Origin of the sequence: Geobacillus jurassicus NBRC 107829 (genome assembly GCF_001544315.1) — a bacterium.
Classification (GTDB): Bacteria; Bacillota; Bacilli; order Bacillales; family Anoxybacillaceae; genus Geobacillus; species Geobacillus jurassicus.
Window position 1 is genome coordinate 26831 of sequence record NZ_BCQG01000002.1, and the last position, 17489, is coordinate 44319.

Consider the following 17489-nt stretch of genomic DNA (forward strand, 5'->3'; position numbering starts at 1 on the left):
CCTTCAACTCTCCTACAACACGTTTTTATCCTTATCTATTATGGACAAACGAGTTGCAAGAAATCAAGCTTCAGACCCCCGTGATGGCAAAAACAAATCGGCGCAGCGCCCGCCATGATGCGGGCAGCCAGCGCCGGGAAAGGCCTTTTGCGCCGGACGGAGCGCACCATCGAGAATGCGCCAAAGCATTTCAATCATCTCACCAGTCGATGCGCAATTCAAGAGCATGGAGACAGTCAGCCAGCTGCCGCTTAATCTCCGCCAGCGCTTCCTCCGTCTTCGCTTCCGCGCGCAAGACGAGAATCGGCTGCGTGTTCGACGGCCGCACCAACCCCCAACCGTCCGGGAACTGAATGCGGGCGCCATCGACGTCAACGACTGGATAACGGCCGGCAAACCGGTTTTTCACCGCGGCAATGGCGGCCGGTTTTTTCTCTTCCGGGCAGGCGACGCGCGTCTCCGGCGTCGCAACGTAATGCGGCACATCGGCAAACCACTCAGACAGCGGGCGCTCATCGTGCGACAATAAACGAAGCAGCCGCCCGGCGGCGTACAGTGCATCGTCGTAGCCGTAAAACTCGTCGTTGAAGAATAGATGCCCGGACATTTCGCCGGCAAACGGAATCTCCGGGCGGCGGCGCAACGTCGCTTTGACGTGCGAGTGACCGGTCCGATGGAAGAACGGCTTCCCGCCGAGCCGCTCAATTTCCTCAACGAGCGCCTGCGAGCATTTCACTTCAACCGGCGCGTCGGCTCCCGGGTGACGCTCAAGAATCTCACGCCAGAACAGCACCATCAGCTGGTCGCCCCAGCGGATCGCACCTGTCTCATCCACGACCCCGATCCGGTCGCCGTCGCCGTCAAACGCGATGCCAAGGTCCGCCTTCTCCTTGCGCACCATCTCAATCAAATCCGTTAAGTTTTCGGGCACGACCGGGTCCGGATGATGGTTCGGGAACGTCGGATCGGATTCACAGTAGAGCGGGATGACATCGCATCCCCATTCTTTGAGCACTTCTGGCGCAATGATCGATGGGGTGCCGTTGCCGCAGTCGACGACGACTTTCAGCTTGCGCGGACCGAGTTGGATTTTCTCCTTCAACATCTTGATATATGCCGGAGCAAGGTCAAGCGTTTCCTCGCGCCCCCGTGCTGTTTCAGGACGCGGCTGTTCCTGGCTGAGCCGCTCCATCGCCCGCCGCAGCGCTTGGATGCGCTCGCCATAAATCGTCGTTTTCCCCATGGCGATTTTAAATCCGTTCTCATCACCTGGGTTATGGCTGGCGGTGATGATCATGCCGCATGGAATGTTCGTGTAGTATAAGCTGTAGTAAAACATCGGCGTCGTCGAAAGCCCGATGTCGACGACATCGCAACCGCCATCGAGCAGCCCGTCTTTGAGCGCCCGATGTAAACAAGGCGATGACAGACGATTGTCGTGACCGACAACCGCCTTCTTCTCACCTTCGTTTTGCATCATTTCGGCAAAGGCCCGTCCGAGCCAATAAGCAAACGGCTCGTCAAGCTCCTCGCCGGCTCGTCCGCGAATGTCGTATTCTTTAAACACGTGTGCTGGCCATGCGAACGGTCTCGCTGTTGATGGATTCATCGACAACCACCTCCACCGAAATCGATTGAGCGATTGCTGCTGTTAACAAGTAGGATAATGTTGACTCCGCCCCCCGATTCGGGTTCGGGCCGTTCGGGCCAAGCCCATCGCAACAGCTGCCGTCGCTGATGTCCGCAAGCGGCGCCCTGCCGTCGTTTTGCCCGTAAAACCAGGCGAGGCAGCGGCGGACAACGCCGCGATATCGCTCGTCGCCCGTCGCCCAATACGCTTCGCGCGCCGCCAAGGCGAGCTTCATGACATCAAGCGGCTGTTGATCCCAATCGGCGCGGTAGCGGCGGGTGCACCAGCCGTGGTTGCCGATCGGACGGATGACGCCGCCTGGTCCACTCATTTTTTCAATAAGGAAAGCAAGGCTTTTTTCCGCCGCTTCCTTCATCTCATTCCGCGGCGCGCGCCGGTATGCGGTCCAAAGCGCCCACGGCAGCACCCCATTGGCGTACGTCAGCTCCGGTTCATACCAATGCCAGTCGTCATCAGCGTGCTCCCAATACGCCGCAAGCAGCCGCTCTTCAAACCGTGCGGCCAAGGCCGCCACTTCCTCTTCGTCGATGCCAAACGGGCGGCCTTCTGTCAATAAGACGCCGCAAGTGGCCAATCCCCAAGCGACACCGCGCAGCGAGCGAAGCTCCCATGCCGCCGGCATGGCCCGCCTCAACATATCCGCTGCCGCCTCGCGCCGCGCCGGATCGCTGAGGCGAACGTATGCCAGCGCCGCCGCCCAAAACGACCGCCCGAAGCAGTCGTCTGACGGTGTTTCCTCTTCTTTTGTCCGGTCGAAGAAAAAGTTGTTATGGAACGTGCCATCATCGTTTTGCGCCCAAAGCAAAAACGCCAAATACCGGTCAAGCAAACGGTAGAGCCGCCTTTTTTCTCCTTTGTCTTCGCACAGCGCCATCCATTCCAGACACGCCCAAATGGCGCGGGCGTTGTCATCGGTCGAATAACCCTCGCGCCGGCGCGGGATGCGGCCAAGGCTATGCTCGAGCAATCCGGTGTCGTCAGTCATGCGCTCGAGGTGATCGAACTTAATGACTGACGGTGCCAACCGTCTTCACCTCCCCGCGTTTCGCGGCGCACACGCGCGCAAACAAAGCGACATGCTGTTCGCCGACGCGCGGCCAATGCGTGTTTGCCCCGATTTGGCGCACCTTTTCCTCCCATCGCTTCAGCGCCGCCTCGTCGGCCAACAGCTGCCCGAGCCGCTCTTCCCAAGCGGCCGTATCGCCATACGGCAACAACAGCTCTTCACAACCTTGCAACAAGTCGCGCGCATGCTCATACGGCGTCGAAACGACCGGACGGCCGACGCCGACCGCATAGGCGAGCGTGCCGCTTGTGATTTGTTGCATGCCCGGATACGGAGTGACATACAAGTCGCACGCCGTCAAGTAATCAATCAACTCTTCTTCGCCAAAATACCGGTCTTCCATTCGGACATGGCGGTCAAGCCCAAGCCGGTGAATGAGCGCCTGCAACTCCTCGCGGTACGCTTCTCCTTCCCGCTTTTTCACTTCCGGATGCGTCTCGCCGGCAATGACATACAGCGTTTCCGGCACCTTGCGGACGACGCCCGGAAGCGCAGCCAAGACCGACTCAATGCCTTTGCCGCGGCTGAGCAAGCCAAACGTCAACATCACTTTGCGGCCGCTGAATCCGAGGCGGCTGCGAAGCGAATCGCGATTTTCGCTGCTTGGACTCGGAGCGCCGTGCGGGATGTAGACGATTTTCTCCTCCGGAACACCGAACGCCTGCACTAAGTATGGAATCGCCTGCCGGTTCATGACGATGATCGCATCGCTCGCCGCCGCGATTTTCTCTTGAATCGGGCGATACGGCGGCTCGGGCGCGGCAAACACGGTATGGAACGTTGTCACAAGCGGCTTATTGAGCGCGGTGATGAAATCAAGAATGTATTCACCGGCCTCCCCGCCGAAAATGCCGAACTCATGCTGCAGCACAACGACGTCGATGTCGCTTTCATTCACCCGTTTGGCCATCTCGGCATACGCCGCGCGGTTTTGCGCCGGAAGCGGCCAATACGCTGGGTCGTGGCGATAGGCGTCATCGCCGTCGCTTTCGTTATACAACACGATCACGCGGTCGCCATCAGACGGGCCCCGGACGCCATCAATGCTTTTCCGCAAATGTTCCGTAAATGTCGCCAGCCCGCACCGCCGCGGCGGATACGTGCTGACGTAGGCAATTCGAATCATGCTTGCACCGCCTCCTTGAACTGATTAATAATCGAATCTTCGAACACTTCTCCCGCCGGCGTCACCGTCCGATAGCCGAAAATGCTGTTTTGCAGCCGGCTGCGGTCGCGAATGACGGAGCGGTCCCAAACGATCGTCTGCGCGCAATGGACGCGGGCGCCAATTTGGCAGCGGTCGCCAATGACCGCATTCGGACCGATGACAGCCTGCGAACCGATTTTCACGTGGTCGCCGATGAGCACAGGCGGCACAAACAAGACGCCAGACCCAATCTCCACGTTTTCGCCAACAAACACGCCCGGCTGAATTTCACGCCCTTTGAGCGGAATCGGAAACTCCCGGCTCAACGCATCCCAATGCACTTGGCGGTAGCGGGCCGGCGTCCCCATATCGCGCCAGTATCCGTTGCTGACAACGCCATACACGCCGACGTTCTTCTCGATCAGCAACGGGAATGTTTCGCGTTCAATCGATACTTCCCGCTCAGCCGGGATGTAGCGCATCACGTCCGGCTCGAAAATGTACATACCGGCGTTGATACGATTGGACGGCGCTTCTTCGCGGCGCGGCTTTTCGACAAAGCGCAAAATTTGTCCGCGGTCATTTTGTTCTACCACTCCATAAGACGAAGGATCATCGACTTCCGTCAACACAATCGTCGCCATGCCGCCGTGCTGGCGGTGAAAATCAAGCAGAGGAATGAGTTGCGGCAAATGCACGATGTCAGCGTTAAACACGAGAAAACGTTCATTCAGCCAGCGCTCGGCGTTTTTGATCGCCCCAGCCGTTCCAAGCGGGAACGGTTCGAGCGCGTATGTAATCTTGACGTTCCAGCGCTTCCCATCTTCGAAATAGCGACGGATCACTTCTGAACAATGATGTGCGGCGATGACAAATTCGTTGACTCCTTGGTCGCGAAGATGAACGATGAGGTGTTCAAGCCATGGCCGGTTCGCAATCGGGGCCATCGGTTTGGGGATGTTTTCCGTCAATGGACGAAGACGCGTACCTAATCCTCCTGCCAGCAACAATGCTTTCATTTCGTCATCCCTCCATATCTTTTTTCACAAAAATAGACACATTTTTGACGGATGAACGAGAAAATGAAAGGATTCATAGATTGCTAGCACTCGGCTGTGATGGTTGCTAATAATAATATACATAATATTCCTCTCCCTATGCAAGTGAAATGATTGTCGAACGGTGTCGATGAATCATTATTGATGTCTACAAGTTTAGAAACTTTCATTTTCTCGTTCTTCTTTTTCTTTGCGGTATAATCAATATCGTTAATGCTATATATATGTGAGGGAGGAGGAGAATACGCCATGATTTTTTCATCATCTTTCCGCTACCGCATTGGCATTGCCGGCGCCGGGGCATTCGCTGAATTTCTCGCCGGCGCGCTCGCCCCGCTTCCTTCCTTCCATCTCGCCGCTGTCGCTGGGCGGACGGACGAAAAACGCCAGCGCGTCATCGACGCCTATCTTCGCCGTCAGCCGCAGGCGGGCGACGTGCGCGAATACCGTGAAGCTGAAGAATTGATCGCTGACCCACATCTGGACATCGTCATTCTCACCACCCCGCCTCATTTGCACGCCCCGCTCGCGAAACGGGCGCTTGAGGAAGGAAAACATGTGCTCGTTGAAAAGCCAGGCGCCCTCACCGCCGAGGCGCTGCGGGCGAATATGGAACTTGCCGCCAGCCAAAAACGGGGGCTGGCTGTCAATCTCGTGTTGCGCTACCATCCGCTCGCTGAAGCCGTCAAGCAACTCATCCACCGCACGCTTCTCGGACCAGTGGACTACGCAAGCCTTCACAACGCGGCTCACCGCGTCGCGGAAGGCCATTGGTTTTGGGACGAGCGGCGAAGCGGAGGCATTCTCATTGAACACGGCGTCCACTTTTTTGAAGTCGGCCGTGACTGGTTCGGCGAAGCCGTCGAAGCGCACGGGTTCGCGTTAAGGGAAACAGACGGCACACGGCCGCGCGTCGGAGCCACTGTGATCCATGAAGGCAAGGGCCGGCGCATCCCCGTCCATTATTACCACGGCTTTACGATGGACCCTGCCGCCTCAGAGTCGACGCACTGGGACATTCATACGGCGCGCGGGCGCATCGTGCTTGACGGGTGGATTCCGATGCGGCTGTCCGTCTCCGGCCTCGTCTCTGACGAGGAGGCAGCCTGCATTGACGCCTGGCTTGACGCCATCCCGACAAAGCCGTCGGCTGACGCTATCGAACAACTGCAGCAAGCGGCCGACCGGCTGTTGCCGCCCACGGAACCTTCAGCCGCTCCGCGCCGCCCGTACGAGCGCACCGTTGTGCTCTCTGACCGCCACGGCTGGTACGAAGCGATCGCCCAAGCGCGCTTTCTTGACTTTTGCCGCTTAATCGAGCATCCAAACGCGCGCGCGCTCGTCACCGCCGAAGACGCCGCCGCCGATCTCGCCCTAGCCGAAACGTGCACCGTGACGGGTAAAGCAGTCGACCCACTTGACATCCGCTAACATGCTGACACAAAAAGAGCCTGGTGCGGCCACATGGCAAACGGCCGCAACCAGGCTTTCTTCACCTCAATCGGCGATAGATCTCGGTCTCATCAGAACATCAAAAACGCCCTTCTGCGCTCCCCCCTCGACCAACAGCGCCTCAACAGTCGGAATGTCCGCCGGCGCCCACTCAAGCGAGCGCAATGCTTGAAGCGGCACCCACCTAAGCTCGGCATGTTCCCGCGCCCGCGGCTCCCCATCGACTAAGCGGGCTTCATACGTCCGCAAATGCACGATGGCATGTCCATATTCATGGCATACATCCGCCAACAGTTTGCCAACGGAAATCGTGCAGCCAAGCTCCTCGCGAATTTCCCGGACTAAAGCCTCTTCGGGGCTCTCCCCTTCCTCCACCTTGCCGCCCGGAAACTCCCAAACGTTTGGCAGCGACATGTCGGGAGCGCGCAAGGCGCATAGGATGTCCCCGCGTTCATTGCGAATGGCTGCCCCGACGACATAGATGGTTCGTTTCATGACGATCGGCTCCTTGTTACTATCTCCCAACCATTGTAGCAAAAACCTCCCCGTTTTCCAAAATAGTGGAACCCTTTTCGGTGTTATGTTACTCTCAACAGTAGAACCATGAAGGAAAGTGAGGGCAAAACATGATCGGGTTTATCGGCCTTGGCATTATGGGCAGCCGCATGGCGGAAAACTTGCTCAATAGCGGCTATTCTCTCATCGTCTACAACCGAACGAAAGAAAAGGCGGAACCGCTTCTTCAGAAAGGTGCGAAGTGGGCCAACTCGCCAAAAGAGGCAGCGGAACAGTCTGACGTCATTTTCACCATGCTTGCCAATCCGCAGGCAGTCGAAACGATGGCGCTCAAGGAACATGGATTTCTACCCTATTTGTCGGCAGGGAAACTATGGGTTGATTGCAGCACCGTTGACCCCGCCTTTACACGCAAAATGGCGGCAAAGTGCGCGGAGCGGGGCATCCGTTTTATCGACGCCCCGGTTGCCGGGTCGAAACTTCCGGCGGAAAAAGGAGAGCTCGTGTTTTTTGTCGGCGGCCGCCAAGAAGATGTCGACGAAATCCGTCCGCTGCTTCATGTAATGGGCAAAGCCGTCCATCACTTAGGCGAAAACGGGAAAGGAACCATGATGAAGCTCGTTGTCAATTTGATGCTGGCTGAAGCGATGGCCGCCTTTTCCGAGGCAGTATCCCTTGGCGAGGCGCTCGGATTTGACAAAGAAACGGTAGTGAACATGTTGCTCAACACGCCGACTGCCGCACCGTTTTTACAAGGGAAAAAAGACTATATCATTCACAACCGCTTTCCGGCTGAGTTTCCGCTCGAACATATGCACAAAGATTTGCACCTCGTCGCCCAATCGGCGTATGAGCGCGGAATCACCCTGCCTCTGGCGAACTTGGCCAAAGAGCTGTATGGCCTAGCCAAACAATACGGCTGGGGGCAAGACGATTTTTCGGCCGTTTATCGGCTGTTGTCAGGCCAAAAATGACAGGCAAGGGGCGGGACGGCATCGTTCCCGCCTTTTTAATTAAGAAGGACGGAACCTTTTCACCAGGCGCTCCGTATTCTCAACTGAAATCGATGACAAGGAGGAGAACTTGTTGTTCAAAAAACTGTTAAGTTCTATCGGCATCGGAGCAGCCACTGTTGATACGAAATTAGCGAAAGCGCAATACGTCCAAGGCGAAACAGTCGAAGGGATTGTCGACATCCGCGGCGGCAACGTTGAACAGCACATTGACGAAATTTATTTGGCGTTAGTCACGACCTACATTCGCGAAATCGATGATAAAAAATATGAGGAAAAAGCGGTGCTGGCGCGGTACAAAGTGAGCGACTCGCTGACGATTGGACCGAATGATACAAAGACCATTCCGTTTCAATTCGCCTTACCGTACGACGTGCCGGTTACGCTCGGCACCTCGAAAGTGTGGCTGCAGACCGGTCTTGACATTAAAATGGCGCTCGATCCGCAAGACCGTGACTATCTCACCATCGAGCCGCACCCGCTTGTCACGGCGTTTCTCAAGGCAGCCGAGCAATTAGGATTCCGCCTCCGCCACGTCCAATGCGAACAAGCGCCGCGCTATGGGCAGCGGCGGCTGCCGTTTGTCCAAGAATTTGAATTCAAACCGGCAAGCGGAGCATTCAAAGGCCGCCTCGACGAATTGGAAGCCATTTTCTTTGTTTCTGAACGCAGCGTGGACGTTCTTTTGGAAATCGACCGCAAGGCCCGTGGACTTTCCGGGTTGTTCGCAGAGGCGCTCGATATGGACGAGACGTTTGTCCGGTTCACATACAGCGCAGGCGACATCCCCACATTGCCGCAATTGCTGGCAGATGTGATCAAGAAGTACAGCTAGACGGAGAAAACGAAAAGGATCGTCCGTCATCCTTTTCCTTCCGTCTTTGGAGTTGGTATGTGGGCATAGAGTGAACATCTATCCCTGTAAATGATTTCTATTTATTTCAAAAAGGATGGCGAAAACAATAAATCCCGTTTCTCCCTATCCAAGAAACGGGATTCCTTCCATCATGCTCCCCGAACAAGCAACGCACAGCACTCGACATGCGCCGTATGCGGGAACAGATCGACCGGCTGGACGGTTTTCAACGTATAGCCGAACGGAACTAATTCCGTAATATCGGCCGCAAACGTCTCCGGGTTGCATGAGACATACACAACCCGTTCCGGCCGCGCCCGACCGATTTTTCGCATCACCTTCCCGCCCGCCCCTGAGCGAGGTGGGTCAAGAAGCAACAGCTCCGGCCGCCCGAACTGTTCCAATACCTCATCAATGCCGCGCCGCGCGTCTCGCGCTAAAAAGTACGTATTGTCAATGCCGTTGTCCTTCGCATTTCGCTTCGCCGATTCAATCGATGTCTCGACGATTTCAATGCCCGCCAACGCCTTCACCCGCTTGGCAAACGGAAGAGAAAACGTCCCAACCCCGCAGAAGAGATCAATCATTTTCTCATCCGGCTTCGGCTCTCCCATCTCAAGCGCCAGCTCCACCAATTTTTCCGCCTGCACCGGGTTCGTTTGGAAAAACGTATCAAACCAAAGGCGGTAGCGGAACCCGCACAATTCGTCGTAAATAAAATCGCGCCCGGCCAACACATGGGTTTGTTCCGCCTGGGTGCGGTCCGCCCACGCCCGATTCTCAAGCCAAAGCAGGCTTTTCACTTGCGGGAGCGCTTTGGTGATCCGCTCCGTCAAATCGGCCGCTGCTTCTTTCAGCTCCCCTTCCGGCGCCTCGGTCGCAAAGAGCGCCACCATGACCTCCCCCGTCGCAAACGACTCGCGCACCATTAGGTGGCGAAGCAGCCCCTCATGGGTATCTTTGTGATACCCAGGCAACCGATGATCACGGGCCCAGCTCGCCACTTCCATGGCTGCTTCGACGATGTTCTTCCCGGCGATGAGACACGTTTCCAACGAAATGATTTGCCGGAAGTTTCCTTGCTCGTGCAGCCCAAGCAAGCCTTCAGGAGAAAACGTAAACTCCATTTTATTGCGGTAATGCCACGGATGTTCCATGCCAATCGTATCGCGGACAACGCCAGGGTCAAATCCGTGCTCTTTCAAGAGCGTCTTGACATGCTCCGTTTTATGGCGCAGCTGCCCTGCATAGTGCCAGTGCTGCCACACACAGCCGCCGCAGCGGTCAAAATGCGGACACGGCGGCTCCAACCGCTCCGGGTGCGGTTCCATCACTTCTTCTAAGCGGGCGATCGCCCGGCGCCGTTTCGGCTCGTCGATCGCGACCCGCACTTTCTCACCCGGGAGGGTAGACGGAATGGCGAGTTTGAGCTTCTTTCTCTTTCCGTCCTCTTCATGCCAAACGACGGTTTGTCCAATTCCTTTTTTATCCAACTGATGAACTTCTGCCACAAACGAATGTTTCGTCACGCCACCCAATGGTTTCCCTCCTTTATTTAAATGAATCGGCTGTATTTCATTCTTGAGTGTATTGTGCACTTTGTCGCAACGGACTTATGCTTGGCGGAAACATACGTTTTTCATTATAACAAGGAACGACTTTCATTGAAAACGGCAAACATCATTCCCCTTGGAAAATCAGGGATTCGATCGGAAAGGCGGATGGAACAAGGAAGGCTTCATACGCTTCCGCTTGTTTTCAACACCAAAAGGTGATATATTCATTTTGACACCTATTAGTGTCAAATTAACGGAGGGGTCATAATGCAAACCAAACCGACATTGCCGGAAATCCGCAAAACGATTGTGCTGAATGCCCCCATTGAAAAAGTATGGAAAGCGGTGGCGACAGCCGAAGGCATTGCGGCGTGGTGGATGCCCAATACGTTCGAGCCGGTTTTAAGTCATCAGTTTGTTTTGCACGCAGGACCATTCGGCGATTCGCCATGCAAAGTGACGGAGCTCGATCCACCCAACCGCTTGGGGTTTGACTGGGGAAAAGATTGGCACCTTACGTTTGTATTAAAAGCATTAGAAGATGGAAAAACAGAATTCACCTTGATCCATTCCGGATGGAACGCAGACAAAACAACGGAATTTGGGCAGCCTCACACAGTCGTTCGCCACATTATGGATGACGGGTGGGAGAACATTGTCAACCAAAAACTTCCCGCATACATCGAAGGATAAACGGGCCGTTTCCGTGCCGAAGCACGATGTGTTTCACGCCATCGCCGATCCAACCCGCCGCCAGATGTTGCAGCTTTTGGCCGACAACGAATTGTCGATTGCCGCGATTGCCCAATTCTTTCCGATCAGCCGCACAGCCGTCAACAAACATCTTCATATACTAGCGGAAGCGGGTTTGGTCAGCTGTCGAAAAGCAGGGCGTGAAACGAGGTACAAGCTAGAGCCCGAACCTCTCGCCGAACTAAAAACATGGCTTTCTTTCTTTGAACAGTATTGGGATGAACGGCTTGCAGCTCTCAAGCATTTGGTGGAAGCGGATGAGGAGCCATCATGATGACAAAAATCGCATGTATTCACAGGGGTGCAAAGACGGTTCAAGCGATGATCTACACGCCCCCTATCGCTCTGTAAGGAAGGAGAAGAAAAGAATGGAACCTTTCATCTCTTGCCCGCAATGCACAAATCCAATTACAGTCAAAGATGTCATGCGTTTTTCCTCGCCTTGGACGATGAAATGCCCGTATTGCGATGTGAAGCTGAAAGAAACGAGAGTCACCCCGTTTTTGCTGCTGGCCGCCGCATGCATCGTCCCGTTGTTTATTTTCGTGACCGTCCGAATCAAGGCATATGCAGCCGCTTATTGGCCAATCGTCGATCACGTGCCGACAATCATCGTGTTTCTTGTTACACTCTATCCCATTTATTGGCTTTACGAACGTGTAAACGCCATAATCCTGTGCAAAAAAGGGCGCTTTCAGGTGAAGGAAAAGATATAGCGCCTCCGAAATGGAACTGAACGTTGCGGCGCGTCGTTGCCATGCAGGAGTTTGAACCTCCCGCCACGAATCGAAGCATTGGTGGCGAACCACTTGCGGCAGCGCATCACTGACAATCGCTAGAGATTGCCTCACGGAAGTGTTCCTCATCCGTATAGATTATGATGGAAAAAGGGCGTCCCGCCGCTTTTGGGACACCCTTGAACCATTGAATCGGTTACAACGCTTTTTCCTTCTTTTCTTCCCATTTCTTATATCCATTTTCCCAGAATTTCGCGTTCTTGATTCCGTATTTCGACGCGTTGAATTCCGGATCTTTCCCTTGCTTCAGCTGTTCTTCATAATCTTTTAGGGCCATATAGGCAGGCTTAAACAGCAGCAGAATCGCAATCAAGTTCAGCCACACCATGATGCCAAGCCCGATGTCGCCCATCGCCCACGCTGTCGTGGCCGTTTTGACCGTTCCATAGAAAGTAGCGGCCAAAAAGATCACTTTGAGGGCAAAGAAGGCGATTCCCCTCTTTTCACTGCGCACGAGATAAGCGAGGTTCGTCTCGGCAATATAGTAATACGCGTACATCGTCGTAAAAGCGAAGAAGAAAAGGGCAATCGCGATAAAGGCCGAACCGAATCCCGGGAAGAGCGTGTCAACCGCCGCCTGCGTATAGCCCGCGCCCGGTTCCACCCCTTTCAAATGCACAACAATCGGCTCGCCTGTTTTTTCATTGATCACATTGTATTGACCCGTAAACAAAATCATCAACGCGGTCGCCGTCACCACCAAGAACACATCCAAATAAATCGAAAATGCCTGCACAAGCCCCTGCTTGGCCGGGTGGGACACTTCCGCCGCCGCCGCCGGGTGAGCGCCCGTCCCTTGACCGGCTTCATTCGCGTAAAGGCCGCGCTTGACGCCCCACATCACAGCCGAACCAAGAATTCCGCCAAATACTTGATCAGCGCCAAAAGCGCTTTTGAAAATCAGGCCAAAAACATCCGGGACTTTTTCAATATTCACCGCAATAATCGCAATCGCGACCAACAAATAGCCTAGCGCCATAAACGGAACGACGATTTCCGCCGTTTTGGCGATCCGCTTCACTCCACCGAAAATCGTAAAGCCAAGAACGGCAATCACGAAAATTCCCGTCACCAGTTTCGGAATGCCAAACGCATTCGCAAAGCCATCCGCGATTGAATTCGCCTGAATTCCCGGCATCAACACCGCCATGGAGAGAATGATCGCCGCGGCGATCACCACCGCAAACCATTTCCAGCCAAGCCCCTTTTCAATATAAAACGCCGGGCCGCCGCGGTACTGTCCATCTTGTTCCTCTTTATACATTTGCGCCAGCGTCGACTCGACATACGCCGTCGCCGCTCCGATAAAGGTGATCACCCACATCCAAAAGACCGCGCCCGGCCCCCCGTACGCAATCCCCGTCGCCGTCCCTGCCACGTTCCCAACGCCAATGCGGCCGGACAATGACATCGTCAACGCTTGGAAGGACGAGACCCCCGCGTCAGAGCCCTTCCCCGTCGTCACAAGCCGGATCATCTCTTTCACGTGGCGGATTTGCAGGAAACGGGTGCGAATGCTAAAATACAAACCACAACATACAATAAAAGCAATTAAGAAAGGGCTCCACAGCCACCCGTTCACCGTTTCCACGAGCTTTTCAATCAACCCAATCCCTCCTATGCCAGCTAATTACTTTTGTTGTATAACACATAACCAAATAATATTATAAATATTACACATTTCGGCTTCAATAATTTTTTTATATATCATTTTTTTCTGTATTTTCTTTATATCACTCCACTTGTCCTTGTATAAAAAAATAAATGGTTTGTTCCGCTATTTTTTCAAAATAACTTTCAAACCAAAAAATGATAGGATGAGGCAAGGCGGGTGAATCCGCCCCGAACGGCCGCCTCCCCACGCCGCAGGATCCCAGTCCTTGAGGCCTTGAGCGCGAGCCCCATCTCCCCCAATGATCCCCATCTGAATCGCCGCAAGCGCAAAGCCGAGCAACACGGAACGGTGCGTTCGGCTTTGGCTTTTGTTACATATAGCCGATGAGAAACACGACAAAACCCGCTAATCCGATCGATACTACGAGGAGGCCAAAGGCGATCCGTTTCGCGGCTTTGCTCTTTTGGACAACACCATACACGGACAAAACGATCGACACGACCAACAAAAGCAAAATAAGAGACGAAATGCTCATACCCAGCGCTCCTTATCGTGCACTGCCCCTAGGAAAGACAGCGCATCTCCATCCGTGCCATCACGGCCAGCGATTCATCCATCCCCACAAGAGAACCACTTCCCGGTTGATGCCGCCCATCGCTCATGCCCCCGCAATTTCTTCCGAATTTCTGTTAATCTCATCGATAATGCTAATGATCCTCCGCGCATCGTCCATGTTGTCTTGAAAAAGTTCAACAATGCTGCCGACGGTTTTAAACGGTTCTTCCTGCAGCACCCGCTTGTCCATGACTCCATTTTTCACAAAGTAATCGACGATCAATTTGACAAAACGGCTTTGTTGGATGTTCAACCGCTCGCTTGATAAAAATTCGGAAAACGCTTCGTTGGCGGCCTGCGGGTCAAGGCCGACGATTTGGCGGACGAGCTTTGTAATCGGTGTATCGCCGAATTCTCTTTGATAATCGTCTTTTGTGCCAAGCTCGTTCCAAAGGATATGCTCCAACGTTTTTAAGTCTTGGACTGTTAGCTTTTTATTATTTCGCAACTTGTAAATGGCCATCTGGTCGCGGTGTTCGTGCAGATAATGCTCCACCTTTTTGCGATAATTTCTCAGATCATTGACATGAAACATCGGGCCGTTTTCTTTCACTTCCAACACTTGGTCTTGAAAGTTCGTATAGTAAATTTTTTGCGTTTCTTTTTCAAGGAATTTCACTAAGTCACGCAACGCTTCGCGAACGGCTTCCAATTCGAAAATATCGGCTTCGCTCCAAAACTCTTCCGTCTGCACCTTTTCGATGATGTATTTTTGCTCCATCACTTGAGGAATCGAACCGAGTTTCGACAACGCCTCTGCGGTGCGAATCACACTGCGAATCGGCTTTGTGGCATTTTTCGTTTGCAGCTTCGCCAACTCAATCGTGTACATAAGCAAATCAAAACGTTTCGCCAATTCATCATCGTTTAGCGGAACAATCAACGGCGAAATATGTTCTTTGATTTCATTAACATCTATCGCTGTTAAGGAGTCCCATTTCGTCCGGTTTTTAAACTTGTGTACGTATTGAATATGTTGGCGTACGCGGAAGTTCTCTTCGTTTAACTTATTGATTTCCGCTAGCACCTCGCCAATCAATTCATTGCGATAGGCAATATACTCTTCTTCTTGGTATTGTAAATGCTGCAGTTCTTTAATGATTTCGATTTTGGCATTAAATAAACGCTCCGTTAAGCTTTCCACCGCTTTTCCTTCGATTCCTTTCGAATTTTCGCGGAAAAACTCAAAGTTGCCGCAATAGTCAAAAATAAGGAAATGCGTTTTATCTTGCCCGACTCCGAATAAGTCTTTGCATAAGCGGGTTCCGCGCCCGATCATTTGCCAAAACTTTGATTTGGAGCGTACCTTTTTAAAGAACACAAGGTTGACGACTTCCGGAATATCCACTCCAGTATCAAGCATATCGACCGATACGGCAATCTGTGGCAGTTTATTGCGATCAGAAAAATCATCAATTAACGTTTGATAATAGTTGACACTGTAATCAATGACCCGCGCAAAGCCGCCTTTGTACTCAGGGAACAATTGATCAAAGCGCTCCACAATCCGTTCCGCATGGCGATGATTTTTCGCAAAAATAATCGTTTTGCCGAGTTTGTCCCCGCCCTCGACGCGAATTCCTTTTTCCATTAAATCTCTCAGTACCGTATCAATCGTATCGTCGTTAAACAGCCATTCATTTAACGCAGCACTGTCAATATCCTCGCCTACTTCATCATCAAATGTTTCTTCATATCGTTCTTTTTCTTCATCCGATAACTCATCGTAATGAATGCCCTCTTCCAAAAATTTAAGCTTTGTTTCAATGGTACGATAATCCACTAAATAGCCATCTTGAACCGCTTGATCTAACTCATAGGCATAGGTCGGCACACCGTTTTCCAGATCAAACACTTCATACGTATTGCGGTCAATTTCGTCTTTTGGTGTGGCGGTAAGCCCAAGCAATATCGCGTCAAAATAGTCAAAAATTGCTCGGTACTTCTTATAAATACTGCGGTGGGATTCATCGACGATAATTAAATCAAAATGCCCGACTGTAAAGAGACGTTTGCCGTCTTTTCGTTTCGCTTCGTCAATCGCGTTCATCATTGTCGGGTACGTCGAAAACACCATGCGGCTTTCCTCTGGATTGTCTTTGTTATCAAGCAAATTGCAAAGCGTCAAGTTCGGCAGCAAATGGCTAAAGCTGTTTTTGGCTTGCGTTACCAGCGTTTTGCGGTCTGCTAAAAACAAAATATTTTTTACCCAATTGTGGCGAGTGAGAACATCGACAATCGAAATCGCCGTCCGGGTTTTGCCGCTCCCCGTCGCCATGACAAGCAATGCTTTGCGCCGTTTGTTCTCGAGCGCGTCACATACGGCTAAAACTGCTTCTTTTTGGTAATAGCGATTCGTAATGTTGTCATTGATTTGCACATTTTTTAGCGGCTTCTTCATCGTCCGACGATCAATAAGCAAGCTTAATTCTTCCTTATTGTAAAAGCCGGAAACTCTCCGCGCCGGATAGTTAAGATCGTCCCAAATGTATGTTTCAAAACCGTTTGTGTAAAAAATAATCGGACGTTGGCCATGCATTTTCTCAATGCAGTCGGCGTACAATTTCGCCTGCTGCTTTCCTTTGTTCGGGTCAGCGGTTGTCCGTTTCGCTTCGATGACCGCAAGCGGCTTACCGTTATCGCCAAAAAGGACATAATCGACATAGCCGACTCCTTCTTGATTCGGCATGCCAACGACAGGGTATTCCACAATAACGTCCTTTTTAAATTCCCAACCCGCTAACTTTAAATCTAAATCAATGTATTTCTTTCTTGTTTCCCATTCGCTCAGTTCATCAACTTGGAAGTGGTACTCTTTTGTATTCGCTTCCCGTTTGGCGGTGAGAAGAGCGCGAAGCTGTTCGTTTTCTTTCATCATCTCTTCAAGACGCTTGTCTTTCGAACTTAGCCGTTCGTATAAATCTTTCAATTCTTCCGGACGCTCGCGCTTTTCCTCTCCGATTGGCAGCAATGATTCGTCAAAGTCCGTAGCCGTATATTCATCCGAATAACAATAATCAATCCAAGAGACGAACTGATGAAGATTATGCAGGGAAAGAATCGCTTCTTCCCTCGTAATCATCGAGTTCGTATGAACCGCGACATTTCCCAGTTTGACAATGTAACGCAACAACGGCAACAAGTCTTCATCAATAATGGACAAAAAGACGTTGTCATGAATCAAACTGGAAAGATTATCTTGATACGGAACTTTCAAAGCGCTGTCAAAGCTGTACACCCACTTAACGGCAAGCTCCAGCGCACGGCGCGTCAAAATCGCGCACGTCGCCGGACTCACGACCAAACTTTTCTCCGCCTCTAAACACGCATTCGTAAAACTCTCATAATGAGGTTTGCCTACTAAAAACTGAAAGTTGGATAGCAACAAATACCC

At 52.6% G+C, this 17489-nt stretch carries 15 protein-coding genes; 6 read left to right on the forward strand and 9 right to left on the reverse strand.

The features are described from left to right. Nucleotides 1-199: 199 nt before the first annotated feature. The 4 genes from GJ1_RS00835 to GJ1_RS00850 are packed head-to-tail and all read right to left on the reverse strand — an operon-like array spanning nt 200 to nt 4883. The gene (locus GJ1_RS00835; protein WP_066227180.1) at nt 200-1609 is read right to left on the reverse strand and encodes a phosphomannomutase/phosphoglucomutase; all 1410 of its coding nucleotides are present in this window, start codon (nt 1607-1609) and stop codon (nt 200-202) included. Beyond that, nucleotides 1560-2675 carry an AGE family epimerase/isomerase gene (locus GJ1_RS00840; protein WP_066227183.1) on the reverse strand — a complete coding sequence of 372 codons (1116 nt, stop codon included), beginning with the start codon at nt 2673-2675 and terminating at the stop codon, nt 1560-1562. Before GJ1_RS00840 ends, GJ1_RS00835 begins: the two co-directional genes overlap by 50 nt. Then, a complete protein-coding gene (locus GJ1_RS00845) occupies nt 2656-3843 on the reverse strand; it encodes a glycosyltransferase family 4 protein (protein WP_066227186.1) in 1188 nt (395 codons plus the stop codon). The genes GJ1_RS00840 and GJ1_RS00845 overlap by 20 nt, the downstream gene beginning before the upstream one ends. Continuing rightward, the gene (locus GJ1_RS00850; protein ID WP_066227189.1) at nt 3840-4883 is read right to left on the reverse strand and encodes a nucleotidyltransferase family protein; all 1044 of its coding nucleotides are present in this window, start codon (nt 4881-4883) and stop codon (nt 3840-3842) included. Before GJ1_RS00850 ends, GJ1_RS00845 begins: the two co-directional genes overlap by 4 nt. A 288-nt stretch (nt 4884-5171) precedes the next feature. Between GJ1_RS00850 and GJ1_RS00855 the strand changes: the two genes are divergently transcribed. After that, nucleotides 5172-6353 carry a Gfo/Idh/MocA family protein gene (locus tag GJ1_RS00855; protein ID WP_066227192.1) on the forward strand — a complete coding sequence of 394 codons (1182 nt, stop codon included), beginning with the start codon at nt 5172-5174 and terminating at the stop codon, nt 6351-6353. Between the two features lie 66 nt (nt 6354-6419). On the opposite strand, the gene GJ1_RS00860 is transcribed toward GJ1_RS00855, so the two are convergent. Continuing rightward, nucleotides 6420-6869 carry a (deoxy)nucleoside triphosphate pyrophosphohydrolase gene (locus GJ1_RS00860; protein WP_044732394.1) on the reverse strand — a complete coding sequence of 150 codons (450 nt, stop codon included), beginning with the start codon at nt 6867-6869 and terminating at the stop codon, nt 6420-6422. 131 nt (nt 6870-7000) lie between these two features. Between GJ1_RS00860 and GJ1_RS00865 the strand changes: the two genes are divergently transcribed. Both GJ1_RS00865 and GJ1_RS00870 read left to right on the forward strand, forming a co-directional pair. Further along, nucleotides 7001-7864, forward strand: coding sequence for an NAD(P)-dependent oxidoreductase (locus tag GJ1_RS00865; protein ID WP_066227195.1), 864 nt, complete (start codon nt 7001-7003; stop codon nt 7862-7864). Between the two features lie 109 nt (nt 7865-7973). Beyond that, on the forward strand, nt 7974-8738 hold the full coding sequence (locus GJ1_RS00870; protein ID WP_174520087.1) for a sporulation protein: 765 nt from the start codon (nt 7974-7976) through the stop codon (nt 8736-8738). 170 nt (nt 8739-8908) lie between these two features. On the opposite strand, the gene rlmD is transcribed toward GJ1_RS00870, so the two are convergent. Further along, a complete protein-coding gene (gene rlmD / locus GJ1_RS00875) occupies nt 8909-10297 on the reverse strand; it encodes a 23S rRNA (uracil(1939)-C(5))-methyltransferase RlmD (RefSeq protein WP_066227197.1) in 1389 nt (462 codons plus the stop codon). A gap of 285 nt (nt 10298-10582) precedes the next feature. Between rlmD and GJ1_RS00880 the strand changes: the two genes are divergently transcribed. The 3 genes from GJ1_RS00880 (at nt 10583) to GJ1_RS00890 (ending at nt 11784) form a co-directional block, all read left to right on the forward strand. Continuing rightward, nucleotides 10583-11008 carry an SRPBCC family protein gene (locus GJ1_RS00880; protein WP_066227199.1) on the forward strand — a complete coding sequence of 142 codons (426 nt, stop codon included), beginning with the start codon at nt 10583-10585 and terminating at the stop codon, nt 11006-11008. Beyond that, on the forward strand, nt 10971-11342 hold the full coding sequence (locus tag GJ1_RS00885; RefSeq protein WP_044732397.1) for an ArsR/SmtB family transcription factor: 372 nt from the start codon (nt 10971-10973) through the stop codon (nt 11340-11342). Before GJ1_RS00880 ends, GJ1_RS00885 begins: the two co-directional genes overlap by 38 nt. Before the next feature lie 94 nt (nt 11343-11436). Beyond that, nucleotides 11437-11784, forward strand: coding sequence for a YcnL family membrane protein (locus GJ1_RS00890; RefSeq protein ID WP_066227203.1), 348 nt, complete (start codon nt 11437-11439; stop codon nt 11782-11784). A 217-nt stretch (nt 11785-12001) separates the two neighbouring features. On the opposite strand, the gene GJ1_RS00895 is transcribed toward GJ1_RS00890, so the two are convergent. From GJ1_RS00895 to GJ1_RS00900, 3 genes are all read right to left on the reverse strand, one after another. After that, a complete protein-coding gene (locus GJ1_RS00895) occupies nt 12002-13471 on the reverse strand; it encodes an alanine/glycine:cation symporter family protein (protein WP_066227206.1) in 1470 nt (489 codons plus the stop codon). 379 nt (nt 13472-13850) lie between these two features. Further along, nucleotides 13851-14015 (reverse strand): hypothetical protein, encoded by a 165-nt coding sequence (locus tag GJ1_RS18510; RefSeq protein WP_167346069.1) that lies wholly within the window; start codon nt 14013-14015, stop codon nt 13851-13853. A 123-nt stretch (nt 14016-14138) separates the two neighbouring features. Next, the gene (locus tag GJ1_RS00900; RefSeq protein WP_066227393.1) at nt 14139-17480 is read right to left on the reverse strand and encodes a DEAD/DEAH box helicase family protein; all 3342 of its coding nucleotides are present in this window, start codon (nt 17478-17480) and stop codon (nt 14139-14141) included. Nucleotides 17481-17489 lie beyond the last annotated feature (9 nt).